Here is a 25651-nt window from a genome sequence, read left to right on the forward strand (position 1 = left end):
TATAAAAATATAGAAGTAAAGGATTTAAATAGCAATTTACTTGCCGATGGAGATTCGGTTGTAGTGATGAAAACATTGAAAGTCAGGGGCTCTTCCCTTCAGGTCAAAAAGGGCACAGTTGTAAGAAGAATCCGCCTTATGGAAAATGATGAAGAGGCTGACTGGTTACGCACCTTTTTAAAAGCATAAAATTCTTCAGGGCTCAACATTTTAGGCATTTTCGAGATATTGTCAACGGCATAAGAAACATCATTAAAAATCGCCGCAAGGGTATATTCCTGTGTAAAAAATAATAGATTATACGAAAAATACATGAATACAGACCTGCTATCGATCTTGCCCCGCCAACTTAACCAGTCAAGATCAGTCAACCGATCCGTTATTGACGCAAAGCACCGCTAATTTTATGCAACTGGTGCAACCTTACTTTTTTAAACCTGGTATAGTATAAACATGCGTATAGTGATATCAAGATAGGCAGAGTCTATTTTCGCAGGCACCATGTTGTCATACTCCGCATGTTCTGCACAACAGTGGTCTTGATCGGCTCATGCAATGTAGCGCCAAGTTTCCGCGTCAATGTAAGCAGCGTTTCCTGATTGACCAGAAACCGCTCAGACCCATCGGGCAGGATATACCTGCCATTGCCCACAAAATGCAACGATGACTCAATGCCAATGTCTGATGCCAGTCTACAGAAAAAATAACCATCCTTTCTCAGCACCCGCCACATAGAACCCAACATCTTCTCGAAATGTTGCAGATTTCTGGCAAAGTGCAGTACTGCGCTGCTTATCACCAGATCAAAACTATTGTCCTCGAAAGGCAGCTCATCAATTTCTGCCACGACAAAATGATCAGTGGCCAAACCTTGTGCAAACTTCGACGCAAGTTGCTGAATTTCTGTAATCGCACCTGGATCTTGATCAACCCCAAACACTTCAAATCCCTGTTTCAGGAAGAAATGAACATTCCTTCCCCCACCACAGCCAGCATCTAAAATACGTTTACAGCCATTATAAGTGCCCTTTAATAGCTGATCAAAAAGATAAATATCGATATTCCCATAAAGCTCCTGTAGATCAGCCTGCCTGTTAAATCCGCTCATTCAACAAATCTAAAATTTTTAGGGGCGCAGAATTAAGTTTAAGGAAAAATTATTACTAAAATCCAGAGAACATTGACACCCGGCCTAACTTAGGCCTTGAAACGTACACAAAAAAGCCGCTCAAAAAAAAGAGGCAAGTTCGGCGGTTTACTTGTAGGGAATTGAAAATTTTCTTTATAGGATCATCCATTACGGATGGTCTGCGGGATCTTGGAAAGCTTAAGGTTGACATTCTTTTCTTTCAGGCGTCTTATTATCTCAATCTTCAGTACAACAGCTGACCCGCCATTTTCATCCTTGACAGGCTGTCCACCGGCTAAACATTCCAATTCCCCAAGCGGCGTATTCCTGTTGATATGTGTATAAGAATTCTTTAAATTTTCCCATGTTTTGTTCTCAGACATAAAAGCTTATGCAACTGTCAAGCAAGTTCATTCTCCTACAGCTAACCAAATAAAAACATCCTTCTATTAAGCTTAAATAGACAGCAAAAAAATACAGCTCACAAAACTAAAAAATACATGATATACTTATGTATACTACATTTTTAGTAATTTAACAAAACTGTATTCCAAATAACGAGTTATGAGATACACCAAAGCCATTTTAGTCTTTCCCTTCCTAGCAGTTACCTTAATACTTTTTGACGGGGAACAAAAAGTTGATGAAGCAAAGCATGGTACAGGACGACCATCTATTGCAATGAAGAACCGTACATGGTGTAAAGAGAATATAGTGTACCGGACTTATTCCCGAAGCTTTAAAGTGGCGCTGACGAGCTGAACGGACTTATTTCCAACCGGATTACATTAAAAGAGCACAGCACCGATGTTTTACCTTGTCAATCTGTAGTGCGATGCGCTGTACAAAACCCGGCCCATCGCCCAATGATCATCAATACCTAATCCCATTAAATAACTAACTAAAACTAAATATCATGAACAAGATCAGAAAGAACAAATCACCCTAGCTTACAGGCAACCTTTTAAAAGCAGTTAATTTTTTTCTAACCAAAATAATAAATCAGTTATGAACATTACTTTACCAAAAGGCAATCGGCCTGTTTTATCAAACAGGCCCGGGTTGTATTCTTTACGGAAACTTATTATGATAAGTTGCTGCATGCTGTTCATCAGCGCATCGGCTTTTGCACAAAGTGTAGTTAGGGGCATAGTGCTCGACAGCGATAAATTGCCGATGGCCGGTGTAACCGTCCAGGTGAAACCAGGTACAGCCAAAGCACAGACAGATCCTGAGGGTAAGTATTCCATTACCGTCCCCTCTGGCTCTGCGCAGCTTGCTTTCAGCTTTGTTGGTATGGAAACACAAACCGTAAGTATCAATAACCAAACCGTAATCAATATCACTATGGCGTCCCTAAATAACCTGGAAGCAGTAGTGGTGGTTGGGTATGCATCGGTGAGGAAAAGCGATTTAACCGGGGCTGCTACAACCGTTTCGGCTAAAGATTTTAATAAAGGGCCGCTAAATGCCCCTGATCAGTTAATTCAGGGCAAAGTTGCCGGTGTACAGATGATAAACAATAGCGGTCAACCGGGTGGGGCTTCAACAGTACGTATCAGGGGAAATTCTGCAATAACGGGTACCGGACAGCCATTGTATGTCGTAGATGGTGTCGCATTGGATGGCAGGTCTGCCAGGCCATCTACCAATGCGGGTGTAGCGGGCTTAACTGCCAGTGCCGGTACGGGTACCACTCCTGACGGCAACCCGCTGAATTTTATCAATCCGGCTGATATCGAATCGATGGAAATCCTGAAAGATGCATCGGCAACCGCAATTTATGGTTCGCGCGCTGCATATGGCGTGGTGCTGATTACCACCAAAAGAGGAAAATCAGGTGAAACCAAAATCGACATCAGCGCATCAGCAGGCGTTGGCAGTATAGCCAGAAAAGTAGATGTTTTAACCGGTGATGAATACCGCGCGGCTTTAAAAAAATATAACCTCACCACCGGCGATTTCGGTAGTAATGTAGATGCATTGGATGCCATTACCCGTACAGCTTACAACCAAAATTATTCTGTAGGGATAAGCGGGGGCAATAATGGAAACACTTTCCGCGCTTCTTTGGGCTATCAGGATCAGCAGGGAATCATTAAATCAACGGATTTTAAAAAGTACAGTGCAGGCTTTAACGGTAATTTTAAATTTCTGGAAAGTAAAAAACTGGGGCTGGATGTAAACATGATCAGCAATCAGTATTTAGAAAATATAGCACCGATCACTACGGATGCGGGCTTTACAGGAAGTCTGATCAGTCAGGCCTTGTCCTGGAACCCAACACAGTCGTTTTACAAACCAGATGGCAGTCTGTTTATCGATTATGGGTCTACAACCATAAACCCACTTGCTGCCCTGGCTGCAAATAGCGATAAGACCAAGGTATCTACCATTTTGGGCAGTATTTCTCCGTATTACAAAATTGCCCCATGGCTGGAGTACCGGATGCTGGCGAGCGTAAATTACAGTAGCGGGATAAGGAGAGCGTCGACAAGAAGTTTTCTTAATTTACAGGGCATACAGCCAGACGGTAATTTTCTTGGCGGTTTTGCGAGTTATTCAACTACAGAACTCATCACACAGCAGTTTACAAATACATTGAATTTTAACAAAGAAGTTGTAAACAAACTGAATCTAAATGCCATCATCGGTTATGAATATTCCAGTTTCATAAACAAAGGCACAATCAATACCGCTACAGGCTTTGGGGATATCGCGGCAGATTATACGGATGCATTCCAGACTACTGCGCCTGCAAACCGTACATTAGCAGCCTTTAACAATCCCACAACCGAATTACAGTCTTATTTTGCAAGGGCAATCTTCAATTACGATAGTAAATATATATTAACAGCTACTTTCAGGGCAGATGGTTCGACCAAATTCGGAAAATCCAACCGTTATGGTTATTTCCCGTCGTTTGCTGCTGCCTGGGACATCAAAAAAGAAGCATTCCTTAGTGATGCCGACTGGTTAGACCAACTCAAATTCAGGGTTGGCTATGGCAAAACCGGTAACCAGGATTTTCCATCAGGATCTGCACAACAACGTTATGATTTTGGCAACACCAACGGCCAGCCGACCTTAATTGCCATTAACAATGCAAATCCGAACCTAAAATGGCAATCTGATAAGCAGACAAATGTTGGGATTGATTTTGGTTTTCTGGGAAATAAGCTTACCGGATCTATCGATTATTTTAACAAAACCACTAACGACCTGTTGTTTCCCCAGATTTCGTTCGTACCTGCAGTGGGTGGCAATGTACCTACATGGGTAAATTTACCAGGGCAGATCATCAATAAAGGGCTTGAGTTGAGCCTTAATGGAACGATTATCGACAACGACAACATTACATGGAGTTTAGCCGGTAATGCAACTTTCATTAAAAATAAAGTCCAGAACATATCGGGAATTATCAAAACAGGTGCACTAAACGGTCAGGGTTTGAGCGGGGTAACTACTGAGGTAATCCAAAACGGCTTGCCATTGTTTGCAATGGTTACCAGGCAGTATAACGGGTTAGACGCAAATGGATTCTCCCTGTATACCGATGACGGTTTTACCAATTATTATGTAGGCAACCCCAACCCTAAGGTAATTATGGGATTAAGCACAAATGTAAGGTATAAGAAACTTTCTTTTTCAGCCAACTTTAATGGCGCATTTGGTCAGAGCATTTACAATAACACAGCAAATTCAGTGTTGGCTATTTCAAATTTAGGTACGCGCAATATTTCATCAGCCCTGGTCAGCCTACCTGTTGCAGAATCGCTCGCCAACCCTATCGCAGCATCTTCGAGGTACATCGAAAAAGGAGACTACGTCAAACTGGCTAATGCAACCATCAGTTATAATATCGGTAATATCGGCAGGTCGATCAAATCCCTGAACATCTATGTTAACGGCCAGAACCTTTTTGTTATTACCAACTATACGGGTTTCGATCCTGAGGTAAACGTAAACAAAAGTGTAAGTGGGGTACCATCGGCCGGTATAGATTATACTGCCTACCCTACTGCCAGGACTTTCAATTTTGGTGTTAATTTTTCTCTTTAATTTTTAATCACAAGGACATGAAAAATAAAAGTATTATCGGTTTTGTAGCGGTTGCCTTAAGTTTATCGGGCTGTACCAAACTAAACGAGGACCTGAACGGCCAGGTCGGCACTTCAGGGGTAACATCAGGAAATGTTGCAAGCGTATTGGGCGCAAGTTATGCAGCCATGATAGGTCCTTATCAGGCCCCTTGGAACTGGTCTGCCCTACAGGAAGTAACCTCAGATGAGGCAATTGTACCTACACGTGCCGGCGACTGGGATGATAACGGTGCATGGCGTTCCCTGCATCTGCATAAGTGGGCGCCGGACCATTCCAGGATATCGGATGTATTCAGGGATTTAAACAGTATCAGCTACGTTGCAACAAGTGTTTTAGGCAGCAGTCCAACGCCCAGCCAGGCGGCACAGGCCCGTTTCTTGCGTGCCTTCTCGCAATTTTCGATACTGGATGGATGGGGACAGGTGCCTTACCGGGATGCCGGTGAAGATGTAACCAAGCCCTCACGTGTTAGAAATGCAGCTGACGAGATTAATTATCTGATCAGCGAATTAACAGCCATCATCCCGGATCTGCCTGCTGGTCCGGCGAATGTTGCAAATAAAAACGCCGCGAGGACACTGTTGATGAAAGTATACCTGAACAAAGGGGCATTTTTAAACCGTACAGCACCAACTTTTGATGCAGCCGACATGGCAAAGGTGATATCGCTTGCAGACGAAATCGCCTTAGGCGGCTACACACTCTCGGCAAATTATTTTGATAATTTTGCACCTACCAATGATATGCTATCGAAAGAAAATATATTTACAGCGCAGAATATTGCAGGGTCTTCAGGAAGCGATCTGGATGGGATGTGGAAATGCACAACACACTATAATCAGAATCCGAACGGCTATAATGGTTTTTCTACATTATCCAACTTCTATAATAAATTCGAAGCAGCCGATCAAAGAAGAGGCGGAAGCTATGCAGGCCAGACCAATATCTCTGGGATCAGGATAGGTTTTTTGGTAGGCCAACAGGTAGATCAGAACGGTGTTGCACTAAAAGACAGGAAAGGAAATCCCTTGGCCTTTACCCCCGAGGTAAGCATTATAGAACGTGATCCCAACCACCTGGAAGTTGCCGGGATAAGAGTAATCAAATATCCCATTGACTACGCCAATACCGGATCAAAAAAACCGGATAATGACTGGGTTTATTTCCGTTATGCCGATGTACTGTTAATGAAAGCTGAAGCGCAGTTGCGCACTTCGCAGGCGGCACAGGCACTCCTTACCGTTAATCTGATCAGGGCCACCAGGGGCGCTTCGGCATTTACCGCCCTGAACCTTGATAATCTCCTTGATGAAAGGGGAAGAGAACTTTATTGGGAAAGCTTTAGGAGACAGGACCTGATCCGCTTTGGGAAATTCCTGGCTGCCTGGCAGGAAAAACCTGCCAGTGAATCCAAATACCTGGTATTCCCCATTCCTGATAACCAACTTGGAAACCCGAACCTCATTCAAAACCCGGGCTATTAATTTTTTTTTTGCGGATAAGCCTGATCGATTTCAGGCTTATCCGCTTTGTAACCTGCATCATGATCGAAACAAGATTAACCGTGATGAGCGTATTAGTATTTTTTCTTCCGGCGACCAGCTTTACATTTTGTTCGAAGGCACAGTACTCATGGAAGGTCAAGGCCGAAAAGATCGATCCCACTAATTATTACGGTGTAACTGTACAAATGGTATCGTAGGTATTGGTAATTCCTATTTTTTAAATAGCCAACCCGTGTCAAGACCTTGCTGGTTAAAATCTTATTTTTCCGATATTTCCCTCCAACCTTGTTCTTCAACACTTTTTTGAAATTCACCATTGCCTAAAGGTAGAAGCATTTTTCACCTTTAAGCTTTCAGGCTCATACCCCCGTCCATTACGATTTCCGCACCGGTAATATAAGCGGCAGCATCACCGCAGAAGAAGGTAACCATTTTGGCCACATCCTCAGATTTTCCGATTTTGCCGAGCGGAATGCGGCCGATCATCCATTGGTTAATGTCTGCTAACTGTTCTTCGCTAAGCCCCATTTTGTTCATAATTTCTGTAGCTATAGGGCCAGGGCTCACACTGTTCACGCGGATCTGGCGCGGTGCAAGTTCTACCGCTGCAATGCGCATTACCGAGTTTAGTGCTGCTTTGCTTGAAGAGTAGATTGAACTGCTCGCCCCGTCCATGTGTGCAGTGTTTGAAGAAAGGAATACCACAGAACCGCCATCATTCAGCAATGGGATAAATTTGCTCAGAGTAAAATAAGCGCCTTTAAAATTGATATCAAAAATCTTGTCAAAAACTTTTTCAGTAGCATCCTCAATGCTGCTCTGCTCTACTACGCCCGCGTTAATAAACAAGATGTCAATTTTATCGAAGATTGTTTCTACCTCGCTGGCCAATCTTTCTATTGCCGTGATCTGGCTCTGATCGGCTACCAAACCTATCACACCAAGGTCTGCGGCAGCCTTTTCAACGGCATCTTTTCTTCTTCCAGTAATGATTACCTCTGCACCCATTGCTTTTAATTCTTTAGCTGTAGCATATCCGATGCCACTGTTTCCGCCGGTTATCAGCGCTTTTTTTCCTATTAAATTGTTCATGATAAAAAAATAATTTTGTACCGACAAAAATATAGCAATATTGATATACTTTTGTAACCAGTATAACAGAGTATACCAGTAATGGAAAAAGAAAACAGAAATCAGATTGAGACAGAAGTACTGTCCGATCCACGCAACCAAAAGGAAGAGGTACAGGCTTTACAGGATACGCTTTATGTGCTCGGAGGCAAATGGAAACTGCCGATCATCAATTCGATCTGTAACGGCAATAAAAGATTCCGGGATATTGAAAGGAGCATTCCAGGAATTACCACACGGATGCTAAGTAAGGAATTAAAAGAAATGACGGCAAACCAGCTGATCAAAAGAACGGTGATAGACGATACTCCGGTAAGCATTGAATATACTACAACTGAGTACTGCCTGTCTTTTGGCAGCATCATCCTGGAAATGATCAGATGGGGCAAAAGCCATAGGCAACGCTTAAGAGGAACTGCCTGATTAGGTCAATGACTACAGCAATGCTGTCCATCAAGTCCTGGCGAAAAAACCAGTGCAAAAGGAAAGCTAGAGAAGTATGACCAATTTTGGAACCGGGGATTGACATTTTGCCTTCTCAGCAATAGAAATATAATGATCTGAAATCATGAGATTATATGTGAATTTTAAGCCCCAATGATTTTTCTAAAAGTCAGATTGATTCTTGGCCCCATCGGTCGGGTTGATTTTGCAATCCTATGGTCCCACATGGTCTGTAGATCTCCTTTCATCAATAGCAGCGAACCATGTTCAAGCCTGACGGTATATTTTTCAGCGTGATCAGTTTTCCGGCGGATATCAAAACCCCTCACCTGCCCGAAAGACACAGATGCGATAACGGGGTGTGAACCCATAACCGTTTCGTTGTCACTATGCCAGGCAACCGAATCCTGTCCATCGCGGTAATAATTAAGCAGCACACTATTAAAGCTGATCCCTGCCGTTGTTTCGACCGAAGCTTTCAGTTTTAAAAGTTCAGCCGTCCATGGCAAAGGTGTGGATTTCCCAAGAACATTGTAATCTGTTCCCTCAGGATCTCCGTACCATGCAGAAAGTCTGGGGGTAATTACCTCTCTATCATACATCTTCACTATCTTCTGCGTCCAGGGTGTAGTTGAAATAAAAGATAAAAGCAAAAGGTCTGCCTCTTCAATATCAATAAATCCTGGCATATACTCCAGCACCTCTTTTGGCAGCCCTTGTGTCTGGCCTGATTCCCTAAAAAAACTCAGCTGTTCCATATCCAACACAAATGTGCAAAATAATTTTAAAATACTAATATTTTTAGCATTATATTTGTCCATGTAATTCTAAAAAAGGAGGTTGATTATGGAACAGGCAGCAAAAAAACAGGTCATTGAGGGCTTAAGGGAGCAGATCCTTTCCATGCAGGGTTATAAGACCGTATCCAAAAGTCAACAGAATACCTCAGGTCTTGAGCTTTTTGCACCTGCTTTTCCAGGCCACAGCTTTCCCCTGCAAGGCATCCATGAATTCGTATCGGAAAGCCGAGAACAGACCGCGGCCAGCAATGGCTTTATCAGCGGGATACTGTCCACACTGATGAAAGACGGCAGTCCCTGTATCTGGATCAGTGCCTCCAGAAAATTCTTCCCGCCGGCTGCCAAAAGATTTTCGCTGAATACTGCATCGATCATCTTTATTGACCTGCAAAATGAAAAAGAACTCTTATGGGTAACCGAAGAAGCACTTAAGTGCGAAGGGCTCGCTGCTGTGGTCTCAGAAATCCCGGACTTGAATTTTGCCACTTCCAGAAGATTTCAGCTGGTGATCGAAAAGAGCAAGACCACCGCCCTGTTCTTAAGGGAAAACCCCAGGATTCTTTCCAATACCACCTGTTTAGCCCGCTGGAAGATCAGCCCATTGCCCAGCATACTGCCCGAAGGCATGCCGGGCGTTGGTCAGCCCAGCTGGAAAGCAGAACTGCTAAAAGTGCGTAACGGCGAGGGTGGCACCTTTAAGGTATACTGGTCTGGCAGCACATTCGAGCAGCCACAAAAAGAAAACATCAGGGCCTTACCTATCCATGAACTACAGGCAGGATAAAGATGACAAAGCGATTCTTAAGCATATGGTTTCCGTTTCTGCTAACGGACTGGAAGACCATCCGCCGCCCGGAATGGAAAGAACGGGCCATGGTATGTACTGGAGCCAGTCACGGCCGTATGATGGTCATCGCTGCAAACAAGGAAGCAAACGCCCAGGGCATCCATAACGGAATGCCACTTGCCGATGCGCGTGCCATTGTCCATGAGCTCGAAGTTTTTGATGAAAAACCGGGAAGAAAAGAAAAACTGCTCGAAGGCCTTGCCAGATGGGCCATCCGTTATACCCCGCTCTCTTCTACCGATCCTGATGGCATCCTGCTCGACATCACGGGATGCAGTCATTTATGGGGCGGAGAAGAAGCCTACCTTAAACACATCACCAGCAGACTCCAGTCATCAGGTTATACCATAAAAGCGGCAATCGCCAACACCATTGGTACTTCCTGGGCACTGTCCCGGTATGGTAAAGGAGCTGAGATCGTAGCACCATACCAGCAACACTTTGCTTTACTTCCCCTTTCACCGGCAGCGCTCAGGATCCCCGATGAAATCACTGAAAAACTACACAAACTGGGCTTAAACCAAATCGAACGCTTTATCCAGATGCCACGCAGTACCCTGCGCAGAAGGTTTGGCGAGAACCTGCTCACCAAAATAGCACAGGCCATGGGCGATGAATCTGAGGCTTTCATCCCAATTACGACCATTCTGGAATTCGAAGAAAGATTGGCCTGCCTGGAGCCTATCCGCACCGCCAAGGCTATTGAAATCGCCATCGAAAGACTGCTCGATAAACTTTGTTTAAGACTTAAAAAAGAAGGCCTGGGCCTGAGAAAAGCAGCACTGAAAGGTTACCGGATAGATGGAAAAACAATATCAACTGCTATCGGCACCAACCGTCCAAGTGATGATCCCATACACCTGATGAAACTCTTTGCGCTCAACATTTCTGGAATTGCACCTGGCATGGGCATCGAGCTTTTCACGCTAAGTGCTGAAAAGACCGAAAAAATGGAACGTCCACAGGAAAAAATCTGGGCCGGTCAGGCCGGCCTTGACAGCCAGCCGCTAGCAGAATTACTGGACCGCGTGGCTGGAAAAGTGGGTAAAAACGCCATCCACCGTTATCTGCCCAGGGCAGACTACTGGCCGGAAAGGGCAGTTAAACAGGCTAAAGATCTCAGTGAAGACAGCGGAATAAGTTTCCATAATCCCTTGAACCGCCCCATACAGCTGCTTCCAAGACCGGAACGCATCGAGGTTACCGCACCTATCCCCGATTATCCGCCCATGCTCTTTATCTACCAAGGCGTGCGCCACAGCATCAAAAAAGCAGACGGGCCAGAAAGACTTGAGCGTGCCTGGTGGCTGGAAGAAGGAGAACACCGCGATTACTATACCGTTGAAGATGAAAAAGGGAACCGTTACTGGCTCTTCCGCTCAGGCCACTACGCAGCAGAAAACTCGGCTTGGTTTATCCATGGCTTTTTTGCATAAACCCTAAAAAAGAAAAGCGATGGAATATACCGAACTTCAGGTCACCAGCAACTTTAGCTTCCTCCGCGGCGCTTCGCACCCTGAAGAAATCGTGGAAGAAGCAGCCAAGATGGGTTATAAAAAAATTGCCATTACCGATCACAATACCCTTGCAGGGATCGTGCGTGCACACGCCGCTGCCAGAAAACCTGGTATCAAGCTCATCCCTGCCTGCAGGTTAAACCTCATGGACGGTGCATCCCTGCTTGCCTATCCCACGGACACCGAAAGTTATGGAAGGCTGTCTGCACTACTCAGCCTTGGCAACCTTCGCACCGAAAAAGGTAGCTGTGAACTCTATAAAAAAGATATATTCGAATATTCAAAAGGTATTATTTTCATCGCCATCGCGCCCGATAGCCTTTCAGAGAATTTTGATTTTCAGGTGGATTTTTATGAAGACCTTCAGCGCTACAAAGAGGCACTCGGGGAAAACCTGTACCTAGGCATTAACAGGAGCTATCAGGGAGGAGACCAGAAGAGGATGTTCCGCCTTTCAGAAACCTCCAAAAAAAACGATATTCCACTGGTGGCAACCAATGATGTTTATTACCACAACCCCAAAAGACGTGAACTGCAGGATGTGCTGACCTGCGTAAGGGAAAAATGTACCGTCCATAATGCAGGCTATCTACTTTTCCAGAATGCCGAGCGGCACTTAAAGCCCGAAGAAGAAATGAAAAGGCTTTTCCGCCAATATCCCGATGCGCTGGAAAATGCGGTAAAAATCTCCCAAGCCTGTACCTTCAGTTTGGATAGCCTGAAATACATCTACCCCGAAGAAATTACCTCAGAAGGAAGGACGCCGCAGGAAGAACTGGAATACCTGACCATGAAAGGCGCCCATGAAATCTTTGGTGAACACCTACCTAAAAAAGTAACCGATAACATCAGCCATGAAATGAAATTTGTAGAGGAAATGAACTTTGCTTCCTATTTTCTCACCGTTTATGATATTGTGCGTTTTGCAAGAAGCCAGCATATTCTTTGCCAGGGACGCGGCTCTGCTGCCAATTCCACCATCTGTTACTGTTTGGGCATTACCTCGGTTGACCCCACCAAATTCGATCTTTTATTTGAACGCTTTATCTCTTCCGCCCGCAACGAACCGCCCGACATTGATGTGGACTTTGAACATGAACGCAGGGAAGAAGTAATCCAGTACATCTATAGTAAATACGGACGCGACCGCGCAGCCATTGTAGCCACCGTCACCCAGCAGCGCCAGAAAGGCGCGATCCGCGATGTGGGTAAAGTGATGGGGCTATCGGTGGATACCATTAACCGGCTCTCTTCCTCCATCTGGGAATTTACCGATGAATGGTTCGAGGGCGGAAAACTTACCGAACAGGGCCTCAACCCGAATGATCCACTGCTTCGAAAAGTGCTTAGCCTTACCGCCCAGATGATGGGCTTTCCAAGACAGTTGGGTCAGCATACAGGAGGCTTTGTCATCACCAGGGGCAAACTGACCGACCTCTGCCCTATCCTCAATGCCCGTATGGAAGAGCGAACCAATATCGAATGGAACAAAGATGATATCGACACATTGGGCTTTCTCAAAATCGATGTACTTGCCCTTGGCATGCTTACCTGCATCAGAAAAGGATTCGATCTGGCCAAAGCGCATTATAACCTTGATCTGACCATGGCCAAGATCAACGAAAATGAAGATCCCAAGGTTTATGAAATGATCAGCCATGCGGATACCCTGGGCGTTTTCCAGATCGAAAGCCGTGCCCAGATGTCCATGCTCCCACGGTTAAGGCCCAAATGCTTTTATGACCTGGTGATCGAAGTAGCCATTGTCCGTCCAGGCCCCATCCAGGGTGATATGGTCCATCCTTACTTAAGACGACGTAATGGAGAAGAAAACGTAGAATATCCTTCCGAAGAGTTAAAAGATATCCTTCACCGAACATTAGGCGTTCCCCTCTTTCAGGAACAGGCCATGAAGATCGCCATTGTTGCCGCAGGTTTTACCCCAGCAGAAGCCGATGAACTGCGCAGGAGCATGGCCACCTTTAAGGCCAAGGGCATGGTGACCAAGTTTGAAGAAAAACTCATCACCGGCATGACCAGCAAAGGTTATACCGAGGACTTTGCCAAACGCGTATTCAAACAACTTGAAGGATTTGGAAGCTATGGCTTCCCAGAAAGTCATGCAGCCAGTTTTGCCCTGCTGGTCTATGTTTCCTGCTGGCTCAAATGTTATTATCCCGATGTCTTTGCCACAGCCCTGCTCAACAGTATGCCCATGGGCTTTTACCAGCCTGCCCAGATCGTCATCGATGCCAAAAAACATGGTGTGGAAATCAGGCCCATTGACATCAATTATTCCGACTGGGACAACCAGTTGGAAGAAAGATCTGGAAAACATCATGCACTCCGCCTAGGTTTTAGACAGATCAAGGGCATGAATGCTGAAGATATCGAATTCCTGACCAATGGCAGAAAAAAAACATACGGTCATATCCACGAGCTAATGGATGCCGGGCTCAGCTTATCGGCACTGGAACGGCTTGCCGATGCCGATGCCTTCCGTTCCATTGGTCTGGACAGAAGACAGGCCCTTTGGGAAGTATCCGCCATGGCCGACCGGCCGGTTGCACTCTTTGAAAATCAGCCTTCAGAAAGCAGCCTGGAAATGCAGGCCACCCTACCCCTGATGAGCAAAGGCGAGCATGTGATCCAGGATTATGCCTCAACATCCCTATCACTAAAAGCACATCCGGTCAGTTTTGTGCGCGGGCAGTTAAGCCTCCTCCGCGTTTTGCCAACTCAAGACCTTGCTCAGGCAAAAGACGGACAGACCGTCAAAGTAGCAGGTCTCGTCTTGGTCCGTCAGCGGCCGGGAACAGCCAAAGGCGTATGTTTTATCACCATTGAAGATGAAACAGGATTTACCAACCTGGTCGTATTTGAAAACCTATTCGAAAAATTCCGAAAAGAAATCATCCAGTCCAGATTACTTATGGTTGAGGGAAAGCTGCAGATAGAAGGCGAAGTGATCCACGTAATCGTTAAACGCTGCTTTGATCTCACCAGCCTGCTCCGATCAATGGACAGGGAAGAAAATAATGGTTTCCCGGCAGTCGCTTTCTCCAGATCTGATGAAAGGACCGCACCATACTCCGGCAACAGAGATGTACCAGATAAAGGTGCTCCAGTAGCCTCAGCCATTCCGGGAGGTAGAAATTTCAAGTAAGCTGCACCGTTTCCACCATCATAAAATTTCCTACATCAGCTTCAACCGAAGCGATCAATCCTTTACCTGTTTGAATTTGTCCATAACTATATCATATGATCTGTTTAAAAATCAAGATATAAATACCACCTGACTTTCACCCTCCCATACTTTTCCCATACAGCAATCACCTCACAGCTCTGGTCGCCTTATCAAAAGACAGCACCAGATTCTTCTGATCAATATCTTTTAACGAAACCTCATGAACACCACTGCCCAGGCCTGCAGTAAAATAAACATCAGCCTTAACAGTAGTCCCTTTCTCAAGCCCCTCTTCAAACAAGGCAATCCCGAACAAAGTACTGTCCACCTTAGATGAAACGACTATACTTATGGTACCCAAATCATACTTTCCATTATTCTTCAAGGTAACAACCCCTTGCTTATATGTATAACTCACTCCTTTCAGTGTTTCCAGATAAGTCTTATTCTTACTTGTGATACCCTGATAGGTCTGTGCATAACCTGAAAAACCAGCGATTGCCAGCAATAAAACAAAAATGATTTTCTTCATGATCATAAGCATAATAATTCAATTATTTCATTTTCGTAAGCGCAGCTTTAAGTTCTCCTATTTCATCATCAGGATCCCCACCGGAAGCAAAGATTTCCGCAACATCCATATCTTTACCATATACCACAGCATTTGCAGCGGCATCAATCTCCAGCGATGCGCCATTTACGGAGAGCCCTGCAAAAAGCCCCTTACTACGGGAATAGGAATACACCTCGGCATCGAGTTTGTAATCTGTATTCACTGCAGAACTCCGTCCCAGGGGACCTGCCGCAATAGAAAGATCACCACCAAGGGTAAAGCTGCTTTTCTTGATCGCAGTCAGACTATTGGCATGGGTAAAAACAAGCACAAGATCAGTCGACTGTACACCTGCCTGAAGACCAACACTTCCGCCGGTAATGGTTACAAATACAGGATTGCTCCAGGAGCCGTCTGCCCTTTTCACCATAGCAATGCCCCTTCCACGTTTTCCTCCGATCACAAAACCTGCATTAATCAGCTTTGGGACAATAACAATGCCCTGGGTAAGCTCAAGCAGTCTTGAGGGAATAGATTCTTTCATTTTCCCAAAACCCGAAAGCACCTGGACTGAAGCCTTTATTCTTTTTTGCTCCTTATTCTGCGCAACGGCCATGTCAGGAAATAGTAATGCTACGCAGCAGAGCACAGCGAGATTCAGCTTGATCAAATTGATTATGTTCATATATATCGAAAAAATAACCGGCATTATTCGAGCAGATCTGCTCTTACAAACGGTCCGGAAATGCAATATTATACCTTTTATTTGTTTTCCCGAACGGTCTACAGGTAAATTACCTTTCTGTGAGAAATCCCCTTTGGTTCAATAAAAATTCAACAATATAACGAAAAACAAAACCTATACCGGCGTTGTATATAAGGCAATATTGAGTTATTGAACATTACAACAGCTTAACTGGCCTCATGGGAATAAAACAGAATAAGCCGCAACATCTGTTGCGGCTTATTTACTAACCAAATGATAACCAATATGTATATTGTAAATTAGAAGCCAAACATGAACAAACCATGAAGCCCTGGCGCTGCGTTAATGGTAATGAAGATTGAACTGTTTGTAGCGGATGGCTTATTTTTTATGCGAATTTCTTTTTCGCTTTGTCACTTATGGGAGTAAAAAAATTAATCAAATTACCGTCTGGGTCACGAAATAATAAAGAACGATTACCCCAAGGCATTGTTGTCGGTTTCTGAACAATGTCGCTAGTTAAATCTTTAATCCTTTCGTAATCATCATCTACATTCTCAACAAGGAACTCAATAATAATACTTTTGTTATCTCCAGGTTGCGCAACGCCTTCTCCAAAGAAAGCCAATGTTCGTGTACTTCCAATTGCCAAAGTAAAAGATTCCGATTTAACCTCCGCAAAGTCATCTGTTGCCCATTCGGCCATTGTTCCTGTTGCATCCTCGAAAAACTGAACTAATCGTCTTATGTCAGCTGTAATGATTCTCATTGATACTAAATTTGATTTACCCATCTTTCTTTTTGTTTTTAAATTAATATTCGCGAAAGTGCAATGGCATGATGACAACAGTATGTCAGGTATAGCATTTTTTTTGTGTCCAAAAATTCGGTTAGTGGTAATTTGTGTGGTTCAAACGAAATTTCAAGTGTTAAGGATTATTAGGGCGATGGAAATAATTAATGACACCAACCTTAACATGACCGAAATTGCTTATGAGATCGGATACTCCAATATATCAGCATTCAGCAATAATTTTCACCAGTTGACAAACATGAGACCTAACGAATTTAAGGCAATGTCTTCGTAGATAAGGAAACGTAACGGCAACACTTCCTAGAAACAATAAAAAAAGAAGAGTATATGATGATCCGTTAAGGCAATAGATCTAAACCAAAATGTTTATACCAACATTTAAGTATGAAACTAACCTGCTACATTGTTAATGATGACCACCATTGTATGAAAAATTCACAGGTTAATCTATTTGGAATTCAGGAAGTCATCTAATTAAATTTTTGGCTACAAGAAAGTACTTTTCGGCTACAAGAGTACAGAAACGAAATCTGAACTTTGTTTCATTAAATTATTATCAAAATGAAAGTATTTGTTACAGGCGCTACAGGTTTCGTAGGAACTGCCGTAGTACAGGAATTATTAGCCAATGGACACCAGGTTTTAGGATTGGCGCGTTCGCAAGAATCAGTAAACAAATTGATTGCAGCCGGCGCAGAAGCACACCGCGGAGATTTAAACGATTTTGAAAGTTTGAAATCAGGAGCTATCGCTTCAGATGCAGTGATTCATTTAGGATTTGTCCACGATTTTACCAGATTCGAGGAAATGTGTAAACTCGATGGAAAAGTAATTGAAACAATAGGCGAAGCTTTATTGGGAACAGATAAATCTTTTCTCATCACTTCAGGAACTGCACTTTTTTCAAAAGACGGAATCACAACTGAAAAAGATCTCTCCGCAAACAATCCGCATCCCAGAATTGCAACAGAAAATGCAGCCGATGCCGTAGCTGCAAAAGGTGTGAAAGTTGCCGTAGTAAGACTCTCTCCATCTGTTCATGGCAAAGGAGATGTAATTGGTTTTGTTCCGACCTCGATTAATATTGCAAAAGAAAAAAGAAAGGCTGCGATTATTAATGATGGCAGTAACTTTTGGCCTGCTGTCCACAGACTAGATGCAGCAAAATTGTACCGATTAGCTTTGGAAAAACCTTTTATAAGCGGAACAAGATATCACGCAGTTGCAGAGCAGGGAATTCCGTTTAAAGACATTGCAACTTTTATTGCAGAAAAATTGCAGATTCCACTTGTTTCCCTAACAAACGATGAAGCAGCAGAACATTTCGGCTGGTTTGCACACTTTGCAAAGCTTAGTAATCTGACTTCAAGTGAAGCAACTAAGGCGACATTAGATTGGAATCCTCAACATCCGACTTTGATGGAAGATTTGCAAAATGACGTTTATTTCTCTAAGGTAAAATAGTCTGTACCTTTATATTCATTAAATTTGATTAAATATTAACTGATGTCTGATTCGCCATTAAGAATAAAAACCATCTCCCAATTCCATACTTTACGTGGCTTACCAAAGCCAAAACATCCGCTCATCAGTGTGATTAATTTTGAAGATATGGCACCGGCTTTGGAAAGTGGAAAGCAGCGTCTGATGTTTGATTTTTATATGATTTCTGTCAAAAGAGATATGGATCATAAATACAGATACGGGCAGCAGGATTACGATTTTGATGAAGGCGTGATGTTCTGTATGGCCCCACATCAGATTCTGAGCGTCATACGAGAAGAGAATGGCAAAAATCCGTCCGGATGGATGATGATGATTCATCCGGATTTTCTTTGGAATACGCCATTGGCAAGCGCAATCAAGAAATATGAATTCTTTGATTATTCTGTCAATGAAGCATTATTTTTATCCGAAGATGAAGAAATAAAAATCCAGCAAATCACTGATAATATCAAGCAGGAATATCAAACCAACATTGATAAATTCAGTCAGCGCATTATTATTTCTCAGCTGGAAACGCTGTTGAATTATTCTCAAAGATTTTATCAGCGACAATTTATTACGCGTCACAAAGTGCATCATCAATTTTTAGAACGACTGGAAATTCTGCTCAAAGATTATTTCGAAGGAAATAATCTCAAAGAACAAGGTTTGCCGAGTGTTCAGCTTCTTTCAGACAAATTCAATATGTCGCAATACTATATGCGGAGTCTTTTAAAAACTTTAACCGGACAAACCACGCAACAGCACATACACGAAAAGTTAATTGAAAAAGCCAAAGAAAAACTCTCAACCACTGAACTTTCAGTGAGTGAAATTGCTTATGAATTGGGGTTTGAGCATTCTCAGTCTTTTAGTAAATTATTTAAAGCTAAAACTGATATTTCGCCTATGGAATTCAGGAAGTTGTTAAATTGAAATTATTGGAAAGTTATCCTAAGTCTTCTTAATTTCAAACATTACCAAAGTAATGTTTTATTTTTTGGTATTTAGTGGCTTTTTTAACCAAATAACGCATATGTGAGATTCTCCACGAAAATACCAATCTTACTTCTTCCTAGGCTTTAATGACTGTATTGTCATTCAATATTTCACCATGAGTGCTTTAAGCTTCATTTTTGATCATGAGTTGAGACTACTGCTCAATTTTAAAAGATAGCCCGGGGACAATGCCCCAGGATTATCACCGTGTGCACTCGCCGTTACTATGAGATCTGCCGGCGTTATACCAAATACGGCACACGAAAGATCATTTTTTTTGTTATACAGATGATTGCCTGATTATAAACTATCAAAATTATTTACATTGCTACCATAGTTTACTTTTCCAACAGTGCAAAAACGCACCATAGGTATGGAGATTGCCCGTGCGAGTCGCCAACATTCCGTGGACGGTCGTAATAATACTGTTTATCGTTCTTCTTATTTGTTCCAACGCAAACTTCTGCCACGTCACCTTTTTCGTTGATGTACGGTACCAATGCCAGCCAGGCTTTCCGCGCCACAGGAGCATATTCCTGTTTATCTAACCAGCCATGTTTCACCCCACTGATGAGCGCATAGGTAAACATCGCCGATCCTGATGTTTCGGCCCAACAGTCTGGCTCATCAATCAGCTGGTTCCACATTCCGCTTGGTCTTTGGTAATCTTTCAGGCTTTTCATCATTGTTTCATAGCCTTTAAGTATACGTGAACGGTCTTTATTATCTTTAGGTAACAACCGCAAAAGCTCCGTCATGCCTGCAGCCATCCAGCCATCGCCGCGCCCCCAATAAAACGGCACATCAGGTGCATGATAGAAAAGACCGTTAGGCCGCTGTAATTCATCCAGATAAAGCACCATTTCTTTAGCGGCACGATCGATATATTTTTTATCACCTGTAGCTTTGTAGGCCTGGGCCTGAACGATCGTGATCATATACATGTCGTCAATCCACAAACGGGTTTGCCATGAAAAACCTTTATCAGCCCATTCCTTTTGCTGTAAACTTGCTTTTTGCGGAACCGTCCATTGGGTATCTGCATATGGCATGCCTAACTCAAAATACTTTTTATCTTTGGTAATCTGATACAATTCCAAAGGAAGGCTGCCAAACATATTCAGATCAACGTGGTTCATTATTGGCAATAGTTGCTTTTCCTGTGAAGTTAGTTTCTCAAACCTTTCTTCTAGGTGCGACAAGAGCGCTTTATCTTTTGTTAATTTAGCATATTTAAGTGCTCCGGTCCAATTGAAAGTTTCGGGATAGCTGATCCATTTCCCCGCATGGAGCATATGTTTTTTGTCAAGAAAGCGGTAAGCTAATCGTTTCCCTACTTCTTTCGGACCAAATCCATGAGGAAAATCTTTTAGCAGATTGTTCTGCGCAAACAGGAACTGGGATGAAGTTAAAAGGACAAATAAGGCAATTAATTTTCTACACATATAAATTTATAATTTGGTTTAAAGTCTTTTTGATTACAGGAAAAATTATCACCTTAGGCTGTATGCTAATGGCCATTACACAATACTATAGCCTAAAAAGATCAGTAAGGACTTCTATTTTTTAACTATTTTTCCTATCATTTTTTCCATACTGTCACCTTTAAAGACAGCTTTTACCTGTAGTAATTATCCTGCGGTTAATAACCCGGGTTTTGCTCCAATTTTGCACCATTATTTCGTTCAATTTCGGAAGCGGGGATTGGCCACAGGTTATAGGTCGTTAAAACATCGTTGTAATAAGGATTACATTTTTTTACGCGATCGTAAACCAGCCCCAGCCTCATCAAGGTTATCCGTCTTTTTTCTTCGGAACCCAGCTCGCGCATACGCTCGTCCAAAATGTAATCTATATTTACATTAGCAGGCAATACAGCCGATGCATTTGATCTGCTGCGTACCACATTGATATCTGCAGCCGCTTTATCCAGCTGATTTAAGCCCAAATAAGCTTCGGCCCTTAAAAGATACGTTTCTGCCAATCGGAACATATACTGATCTGCATAAGTTCCACCAGCACTTGCCTTAAGCAACAGCTGTGATTTATCCTGGAACATGCCATCAGGATGATCGCCTGGGGTGGTTACTTTTGATTGAAAGGCATAGAAATCTCTTCTTGGTACAGTTATACCCGCAGGTGGATTAATGGTAGATATGGTTTGACCAAAACGTGGGTGTGCGGGATTGGTTACTTTAAATTCGCGCACAAAATTAAAGGGTGCATTCCTAAGGTCGTTATTAAAATCGCTTTGCCAGATTACATCCGAAAAATATTTGGTCGGTATGGCCCAACCGATTCCCCTGCCACCAGTATAATCGCTAATTGGATATAGAAATGGCTGAATACTGCTACCAGAGAGTCTAAAGTTTAGAAATTGTGGTGCAAAATGTCTTTCCATTTGATAAGAACCGCCGATACCTGTAGAAACGGCACCACCGCCCGGAACATCGGTTTCAAACTGGATTACCCAAAGACTTTCTTTATTGGTACCATTTTTTCTATTTTGGTTACCTCTCTGAAAAAGATCCCAATACACATTTTTTGTGGCATCTGATGCTTTAACTCCAAATCTGGTGGTCATGAGGCCAACGTTGGGATTACTGATTACAGCAGACGCAGCATCTGCCGCATTTTGAAACTGCCCTGCAGCCAGGTATACTTCTGATAAAAGATGATATGCTGCAAGGTTGTTTACCTCTCCATCCTGCACCAGATTAATGGCTGGCAAATTTAACGATGCAAATTTGAGGTCGCTGATAGCCTGCTCCAGTACCGCGGTTTTGGATGCCCTTACATAATCTGTTTTGGGCGATACCACTTCTGTTGTATTTAAGGGTACACCGCCATATAGATAGGCAAGTGTACGAAAGGCCATACCCCTGAAAAACTTCGCTCTCGCTTCCATTAGTGTTCTATCGGTTGGTGCCAGTTCAGAAGCTGAGATTCGTCCGATAATGGTATTGGATTCTGCAATAATCTTGTATAGTGAAGTCCAGTGGATCAAAGGGATTTCGGTGCTCAATGGCGAATAGGCGGCAACCATGTTGGTGTGTCTTGTGGTAGCCGGCTGACCATCAAAAACCAGATCGCAACCAAATACATAATCGAATGGCCTTTGCTCTCCACTGTTATAAAACTCGCTTCTTACCCGGCTATACAAATTGTTAACTGCAGCATCAAAATCTTTAACAGTGATGTAGGCATTGGTTGTACTTAAGAAATCGAGCGGTTCTTCATCCAAAAAAGATTTCTTGCAGGAGAAAAACAGGATCGTAGTTGCAGCTATAACGGTAAAGGTTATCTTTTTCATCGCTTTTAGTTTAAAATGTAACATTAAGACCTACAGAATATCCTTTAAATACAGGCCTTCCGTCGTTGGTTAATCCTTGATTGGTTTCCGGGTCCCAACCGTCCCACTTGGTCCATGTAGCCAGGTTTCTTCCACTTACAAATACATTTAGGTTTTGTAGTTTCATACGCTCAATCAGTTTTCCGCTAAATTTATAAGAGAGCGATACATCCTGTAAGCGCACAAAACTTCGGTTTTGAAAAAGTGGCGGATTTAAGGTTGCCGAAACGATAGAACGGGGATATTTACCATCGGGATGATCGGGCGACCAAAAGTCTATTCCACTGAGGTAATTGTTCCTGATGGAGTTATCATCTCTGATGAGCCTTGGGGTATTGCCGGCGAGATAAGATTTATCGCCGCCCTGCACTGCATTCAAGAATATACTCAAGGTAAAATTCTTATACTGAAAATTATTCAGCAAACTGATCCTGTAGGCCGGAGCTGATGACCCTAAAACAGTTCTATCGCTGGCGTTGATTGCCCCATCGCCATTTTGATCTACAATGCGGTAGGTTCCTGGTGAATAGCCCGTTGGGATCTGCTCCCCAACCTGCCAAATTCCATTTACCTGATAGTCGTAAATTACGGCGGTAGACTGCCCAATGAAAAGGCCACTTTGCGGAAGATCATCTTCAACTCCATCGCCATTAAGATCACCCAAAAGTTTAACCACCTTGTTCACGTTTCTGGCAAAATTTAAGGCAGAAGTCCATTTAAATTCGCCACTATTGATATTTTTCGAGTTTAAAGAAAGTTCAAGTCCTTTGTTGTTCAGTTGCCCAATATTGGTGAGGATATTACTGAAACCCGTAACCACTGGGATATTAACCGAATATAAAAGATCGGTTGTTTTGGTATCGTAATATTCAATTACACCCGATAGCCTATTTTTGAAAAGGGTAAATTCCAAACCCAGATTTGCACCTGTGGTACGCTCCCATCTTAAATCTGGATTAGACAACGAATTTACCTGCTGACCAAACTGCGTAGAACCGCCATCACCAAAAACGTAAGCAGCACTCACTCCTACATTGGCCAATGAAGAATATCTTGTGGTTTGATTTCCGGCAACACCATAGCCTACCCTTAATTTAAGGTTATCTACCCAACTAACTTTAAAAAACGATTCTTTCGAAATATCCCAACCTGCTGATATTGATGGAAAAATTCCGTATTTGTTATTTTCTGCAAAGCCAGAAAATCCATCTCTCCTAAGCGTACCGGTAAACAGGTATCTACTTTCGTAATTGTAGTTTAAACGGAACATCTGATAATTAAGGGTTTCTTTCCAGGCATTGGATATCGCAAACCGGTTAGTGCCCTGCTGTAGGTTATCATAACCGAGGGTCAACCTCGAAAAACCTGTTGCGTAAGCCCTGGTATAGCTGTTATCGCGTTCAATGGCACCATAAAGTAAAGTTCCGGTAAAGCTATGCTTACCAATAATTTTATTATAAGTTAAAAGGTTATCAAAGGTATAATCGTAATAAGTGGTATTTTCTTTTGAGGCCTGCCCGGTAAGGTTAGCATCGTACATGTTTGAAATGTTTTTAAAATCGAGGCGGTAATTGTTACCGAAACTAATTTTATAGCTCAAACCTTTAACAGGCAGTTGTACATTACCGTAAACATTGGCAAAGAAATAATTGTGGCGGTCGTAATCATCTGCTTGATAATTTAACAGCGGATTGGTTATATTCGTATTAAAAGGATTGATTTTCAGGTTTCCATTATTATCCCAGGGAAGGATTAATGGCGACATTAAATTGATATCTACGAAATTTGGCTCTACGCCGTCCTCATTTACAAAAGTCCCGAACGATTGCAGGCCAACGGTAAGCCAATCTGTTGCTTTGGTTTCGATGTTTGCCCTGATGGTTTTTCTTTTGAAAACATCGTTATTGATAAAACCCGAATTTCTGGTTAAACTGCCCGATAAAAGGTAATTGATCTTATCGGTTCCGCCCGAAACACTAAGCTGGTTATCTACAATTGCTCCGGTTTTGGTGGCTTCATCATACCAGCTAAAATCATTAGGCAGTAGGTTTCCTTGCGCATCTTTCATCGATGCATCAACTTTGCTTACCAGATCGAATGCCGGATTTGGTTGTGTAAAATCAGGAGCAAGAAAGGCCTGATCATAGAATAAATATTTAATATGATCCAAATATTCATCCCTGGCCATTGGTTTTAAATCAATATTTGGTTTTTGGGTAGCATATTGAGAAGAAAAAGAAATTCTGGTTCTACCAATAGCACCTTTTCTACTGGTAATGAGGATAACACCATTTGCCGCCTGTGCTCCATATACTGCCGTAGCACTTGCATCTTTCAGTACATCTATCGAGGCAATATCATCCGGATTAATCGAAGTTAACGAGCCATTGTATTGTACTCCATCTAAAATAATCAGTACATTTTGGTTACCACCCAACGTATTTTGCCCCCTGATGCTAATACCTGGTGTTGCACCAGCGCGGTTAACCTGCCCCACATTTAAACCCGGAACCGTTCCCTGTAAAAGGTTTGCCACGTTAGTGGTAGGTGCATTCCTAAAATCATCGAGATTTGCCCTCACTACCGATCCCGTCACATCAGCCTTTTTCTGGGTACCATACCCCACAACCACCACCTCATCAAGGTTAGCTTGTGAAGATTTTAAAACAACATTAATGTTTTTAAGACTGCCTACGGCTACTTCCTGTACATCATAACCGATATAAGAAAACAAAAGAACGGTTTGCTCATTGGTTACATTGATCTTATAAACACCATTTTCGTCGGTTACAGCTGCCGTTGTACCATTTTTCACCTTAACAGAAACACCTGGTATCGGCGATTTTGTTTTTTCGTCTATTACTTTACCAGTTATGCTAATATCGGCCTGGCCAATGTCTGCAAACCAAAGTTTTTCACTTAGTACCGCAGCTATATCCCCTTTATTATTGGCATTTGCTGTTGTAGAAATGGCCAATAGCACGATATGTAAAAAAGTTATGGCTATAATTCTTTTGGGTAGAACTTTATATTTCATATTTGGTTAGGTTATTATATGCGGAAACCTTAGGGTTAATC

General features: G+C 42.8%; 20 protein-coding genes. 10 read left to right on the forward strand and 10 right to left on the reverse strand.

What is annotated here, in order from left to right; all coding sequences use genetic code 11:
* Positions 1-9: 9 nt before the first annotated feature.
* Positions 10-189, forward strand: coding sequence for a PhnA domain-containing protein (locus J7E57_RS06745; protein ID WP_215126838.1), 180 nt, complete (start codon positions 10-12; stop codon positions 187-189).
* 295 nt (positions 190-484) lie between these two features.
* On the opposite strand, the gene J7E57_RS06750 is transcribed toward J7E57_RS06745, so the two are convergent.
* Positions 485-1108: a class I SAM-dependent methyltransferase gene (locus tag J7E57_RS06750; protein ID WP_215126358.1), complete on the reverse strand. Its 624-nt coding sequence runs from the start codon at positions 1106-1108 to the stop codon at positions 485-487.
* 182 nt (positions 1109-1290) lie between these two features.
* Entirely contained in the window at positions 1291-1512 is a 222-nt protein-coding gene (locus J7E57_RS06755) for a hypothetical protein (protein WP_215126360.1), read from the reverse strand.
* A 625-nt stretch (positions 1513-2137) separates the two neighbouring features.
* Between J7E57_RS06755 and J7E57_RS06760 the strand changes: the two genes are divergently transcribed.
* Both J7E57_RS06760 and J7E57_RS06765 read left to right on the forward strand, forming a co-directional pair.
* Positions 2138-5191: a SusC/RagA family TonB-linked outer membrane protein gene (locus J7E57_RS06760; RefSeq protein WP_251029826.1), complete on the forward strand. Its 3054-nt coding sequence runs from the start codon at positions 2138-2140 to the stop codon at positions 5189-5191.
* Positions 5192-5208: 17 nt separating this feature from the next.
* On the forward strand, positions 5209-6717 hold the full coding sequence (locus J7E57_RS06765) for a RagB/SusD family nutrient uptake outer membrane protein (RefSeq protein WP_215126362.1): 1509 nt from the start codon (positions 5209-5211) through the stop codon (positions 6715-6717).
* Positions 6718-7083: 366 nt separating this feature from the next.
* Here the strand turns inward: J7E57_RS06765 and J7E57_RS06770 are convergent, their stop codons facing one another.
* Positions 7084-7830 carry an SDR family oxidoreductase gene (locus J7E57_RS06770; RefSeq protein WP_215126364.1) on the reverse strand — a complete coding sequence of 249 codons (747 nt, stop codon included), beginning with the start codon at positions 7828-7830 and terminating at the stop codon, positions 7084-7086.
* 81 nt (positions 7831-7911) lie between these two features.
* Here J7E57_RS06770 and J7E57_RS06775 point away from each other — a divergent pair, with 81 nt between their 5' ends.
* The gene (locus J7E57_RS06775) at positions 7912-8292 is read left to right on the forward strand and encodes a winged helix-turn-helix transcriptional regulator (protein WP_215126366.1); all 381 of its coding nucleotides are present in this window, start codon (positions 7912-7914) and stop codon (positions 8290-8292) included.
* 164 nt (positions 8293-8456) lie between these two features.
* Here the strand turns inward: J7E57_RS06775 and J7E57_RS06780 are convergent, their stop codons facing one another.
* Positions 8457-9134: an alpha-ketoglutarate-dependent dioxygenase AlkB family protein gene (locus J7E57_RS06780; protein WP_251029827.1), complete on the reverse strand. Its 678-nt coding sequence runs from the start codon at positions 9132-9134 to the stop codon at positions 8457-8459.
* A 25-nt stretch (positions 9135-9159) separates the two neighbouring features.
* Here J7E57_RS06780 and J7E57_RS06785 point away from each other — a divergent pair, with 25 nt between their 5' ends.
* The 3 genes from J7E57_RS06785 to J7E57_RS06795 are packed head-to-tail and all read left to right on the forward strand — an operon-like array spanning position 9160 to position 14643.
* Positions 9160-9897 carry an ImuA family protein gene (locus J7E57_RS06785; RefSeq protein WP_215126368.1) on the forward strand — a complete coding sequence of 246 codons (738 nt, stop codon included), beginning with the start codon at positions 9160-9162 and terminating at the stop codon, positions 9895-9897.
* Positions 9898-9899: 2 nt separating this feature from the next.
* Entirely contained in the window at positions 9900-11396 is a 1497-nt protein-coding gene (locus J7E57_RS06790) for a Y-family DNA polymerase (RefSeq protein ID WP_215126370.1), read from the forward strand.
* A gap of 19 nt (positions 11397-11415) precedes the next feature.
* Positions 11416-14643 carry an error-prone DNA polymerase gene (locus J7E57_RS06795; protein WP_215126373.1) on the forward strand — a complete coding sequence of 1076 codons (3228 nt, stop codon included), beginning with the start codon at positions 11416-11418 and terminating at the stop codon, positions 14641-14643.
* 166 nt (positions 14644-14809) lie between these two features.
* Here the strand turns inward: J7E57_RS06795 and J7E57_RS06800 are convergent, their stop codons facing one another.
* The 3 genes from J7E57_RS06800 to J7E57_RS06810 all read right to left on the reverse strand — a co-directional run bounded on the left by J7E57_RS06800 (position 14810) and on the right by J7E57_RS06810 (position 16716).
* Positions 14810-15196, reverse strand: coding sequence for a hypothetical protein (locus tag J7E57_RS06800; protein WP_215126375.1), 387 nt, complete (start codon positions 15194-15196; stop codon positions 14810-14812).
* Positions 15197-15218: 22 nt separating this feature from the next.
* Entirely contained in the window at positions 15219-15902 is a 684-nt protein-coding gene (locus J7E57_RS06805) for a lipid-binding SYLF domain-containing protein (RefSeq protein WP_215126377.1), read from the reverse strand.
* Between the two features lie 409 nt (positions 15903-16311).
* Positions 16312-16716 (reverse strand): VOC family protein, encoded by a 405-nt coding sequence (locus J7E57_RS06810; protein ID WP_215126380.1) that lies wholly within the window; start codon positions 16714-16716, stop codon positions 16312-16314.
* A 58-nt stretch (positions 16717-16774) separates the two neighbouring features.
* On the opposite strand from J7E57_RS06810, the gene J7E57_RS27240 reads away from it, so the two are divergent.
* The 3 genes from J7E57_RS27240 (at position 16775) to J7E57_RS06825 (ending at position 19158) form a co-directional block, all read left to right on the forward strand.
* Positions 16775-17011, forward strand: coding sequence for a helix-turn-helix domain-containing protein (locus J7E57_RS27240; protein WP_262897879.1), 237 nt, complete (start codon positions 16775-16777; stop codon positions 17009-17011).
* Positions 17012-17298: 287 nt separating this feature from the next.
* Entirely contained in the window at positions 17299-18201 is a 903-nt protein-coding gene (locus J7E57_RS06820; protein WP_215126384.1) for an SDR family oxidoreductase, read from the forward strand.
* A 42-nt stretch (positions 18202-18243) separates the two neighbouring features.
* The gene (locus J7E57_RS06825) at positions 18244-19158 is read left to right on the forward strand and encodes a helix-turn-helix domain-containing protein (RefSeq protein ID WP_215126386.1); all 915 of its coding nucleotides are present in this window, start codon (positions 18244-18246) and stop codon (positions 19156-19158) included.
* A gap of 401 nt (positions 19159-19559) precedes the next feature.
* On the opposite strand, the gene J7E57_RS06830 is transcribed toward J7E57_RS06825, so the two are convergent.
* The 3 genes from J7E57_RS06830 to J7E57_RS06840 form a co-directional block, all read right to left on the reverse strand.
* Positions 19560-20666: a glycoside hydrolase family 105 protein gene (locus J7E57_RS06830; RefSeq protein ID WP_215126388.1), complete on the reverse strand. Its 1107-nt coding sequence runs from the start codon at positions 20664-20666 to the stop codon at positions 19560-19562.
* A 197-nt stretch (positions 20667-20863) separates the two neighbouring features.
* Positions 20864-22534, reverse strand: coding sequence for a RagB/SusD family nutrient uptake outer membrane protein (locus J7E57_RS06835; RefSeq protein WP_215126390.1), 1671 nt, complete (start codon positions 22532-22534; stop codon positions 20864-20866).
* Positions 22535-22544: 10 nt separating this feature from the next.
* A complete protein-coding gene (locus tag J7E57_RS06840) occupies positions 22545-25610 on the reverse strand; it encodes a SusC/RagA family TonB-linked outer membrane protein (RefSeq protein ID WP_215126392.1) in 3066 nt (1021 codons plus the stop codon).
* Positions 25611-25651 lie beyond the last annotated feature (41 nt).

Source organism: Pedobacter sp. ISL-64, assembly GCF_018613605.1.
GTDB lineage: Bacteria > Bacteroidota > Bacteroidia > Sphingobacteriales > Sphingobacteriaceae > Pedobacter.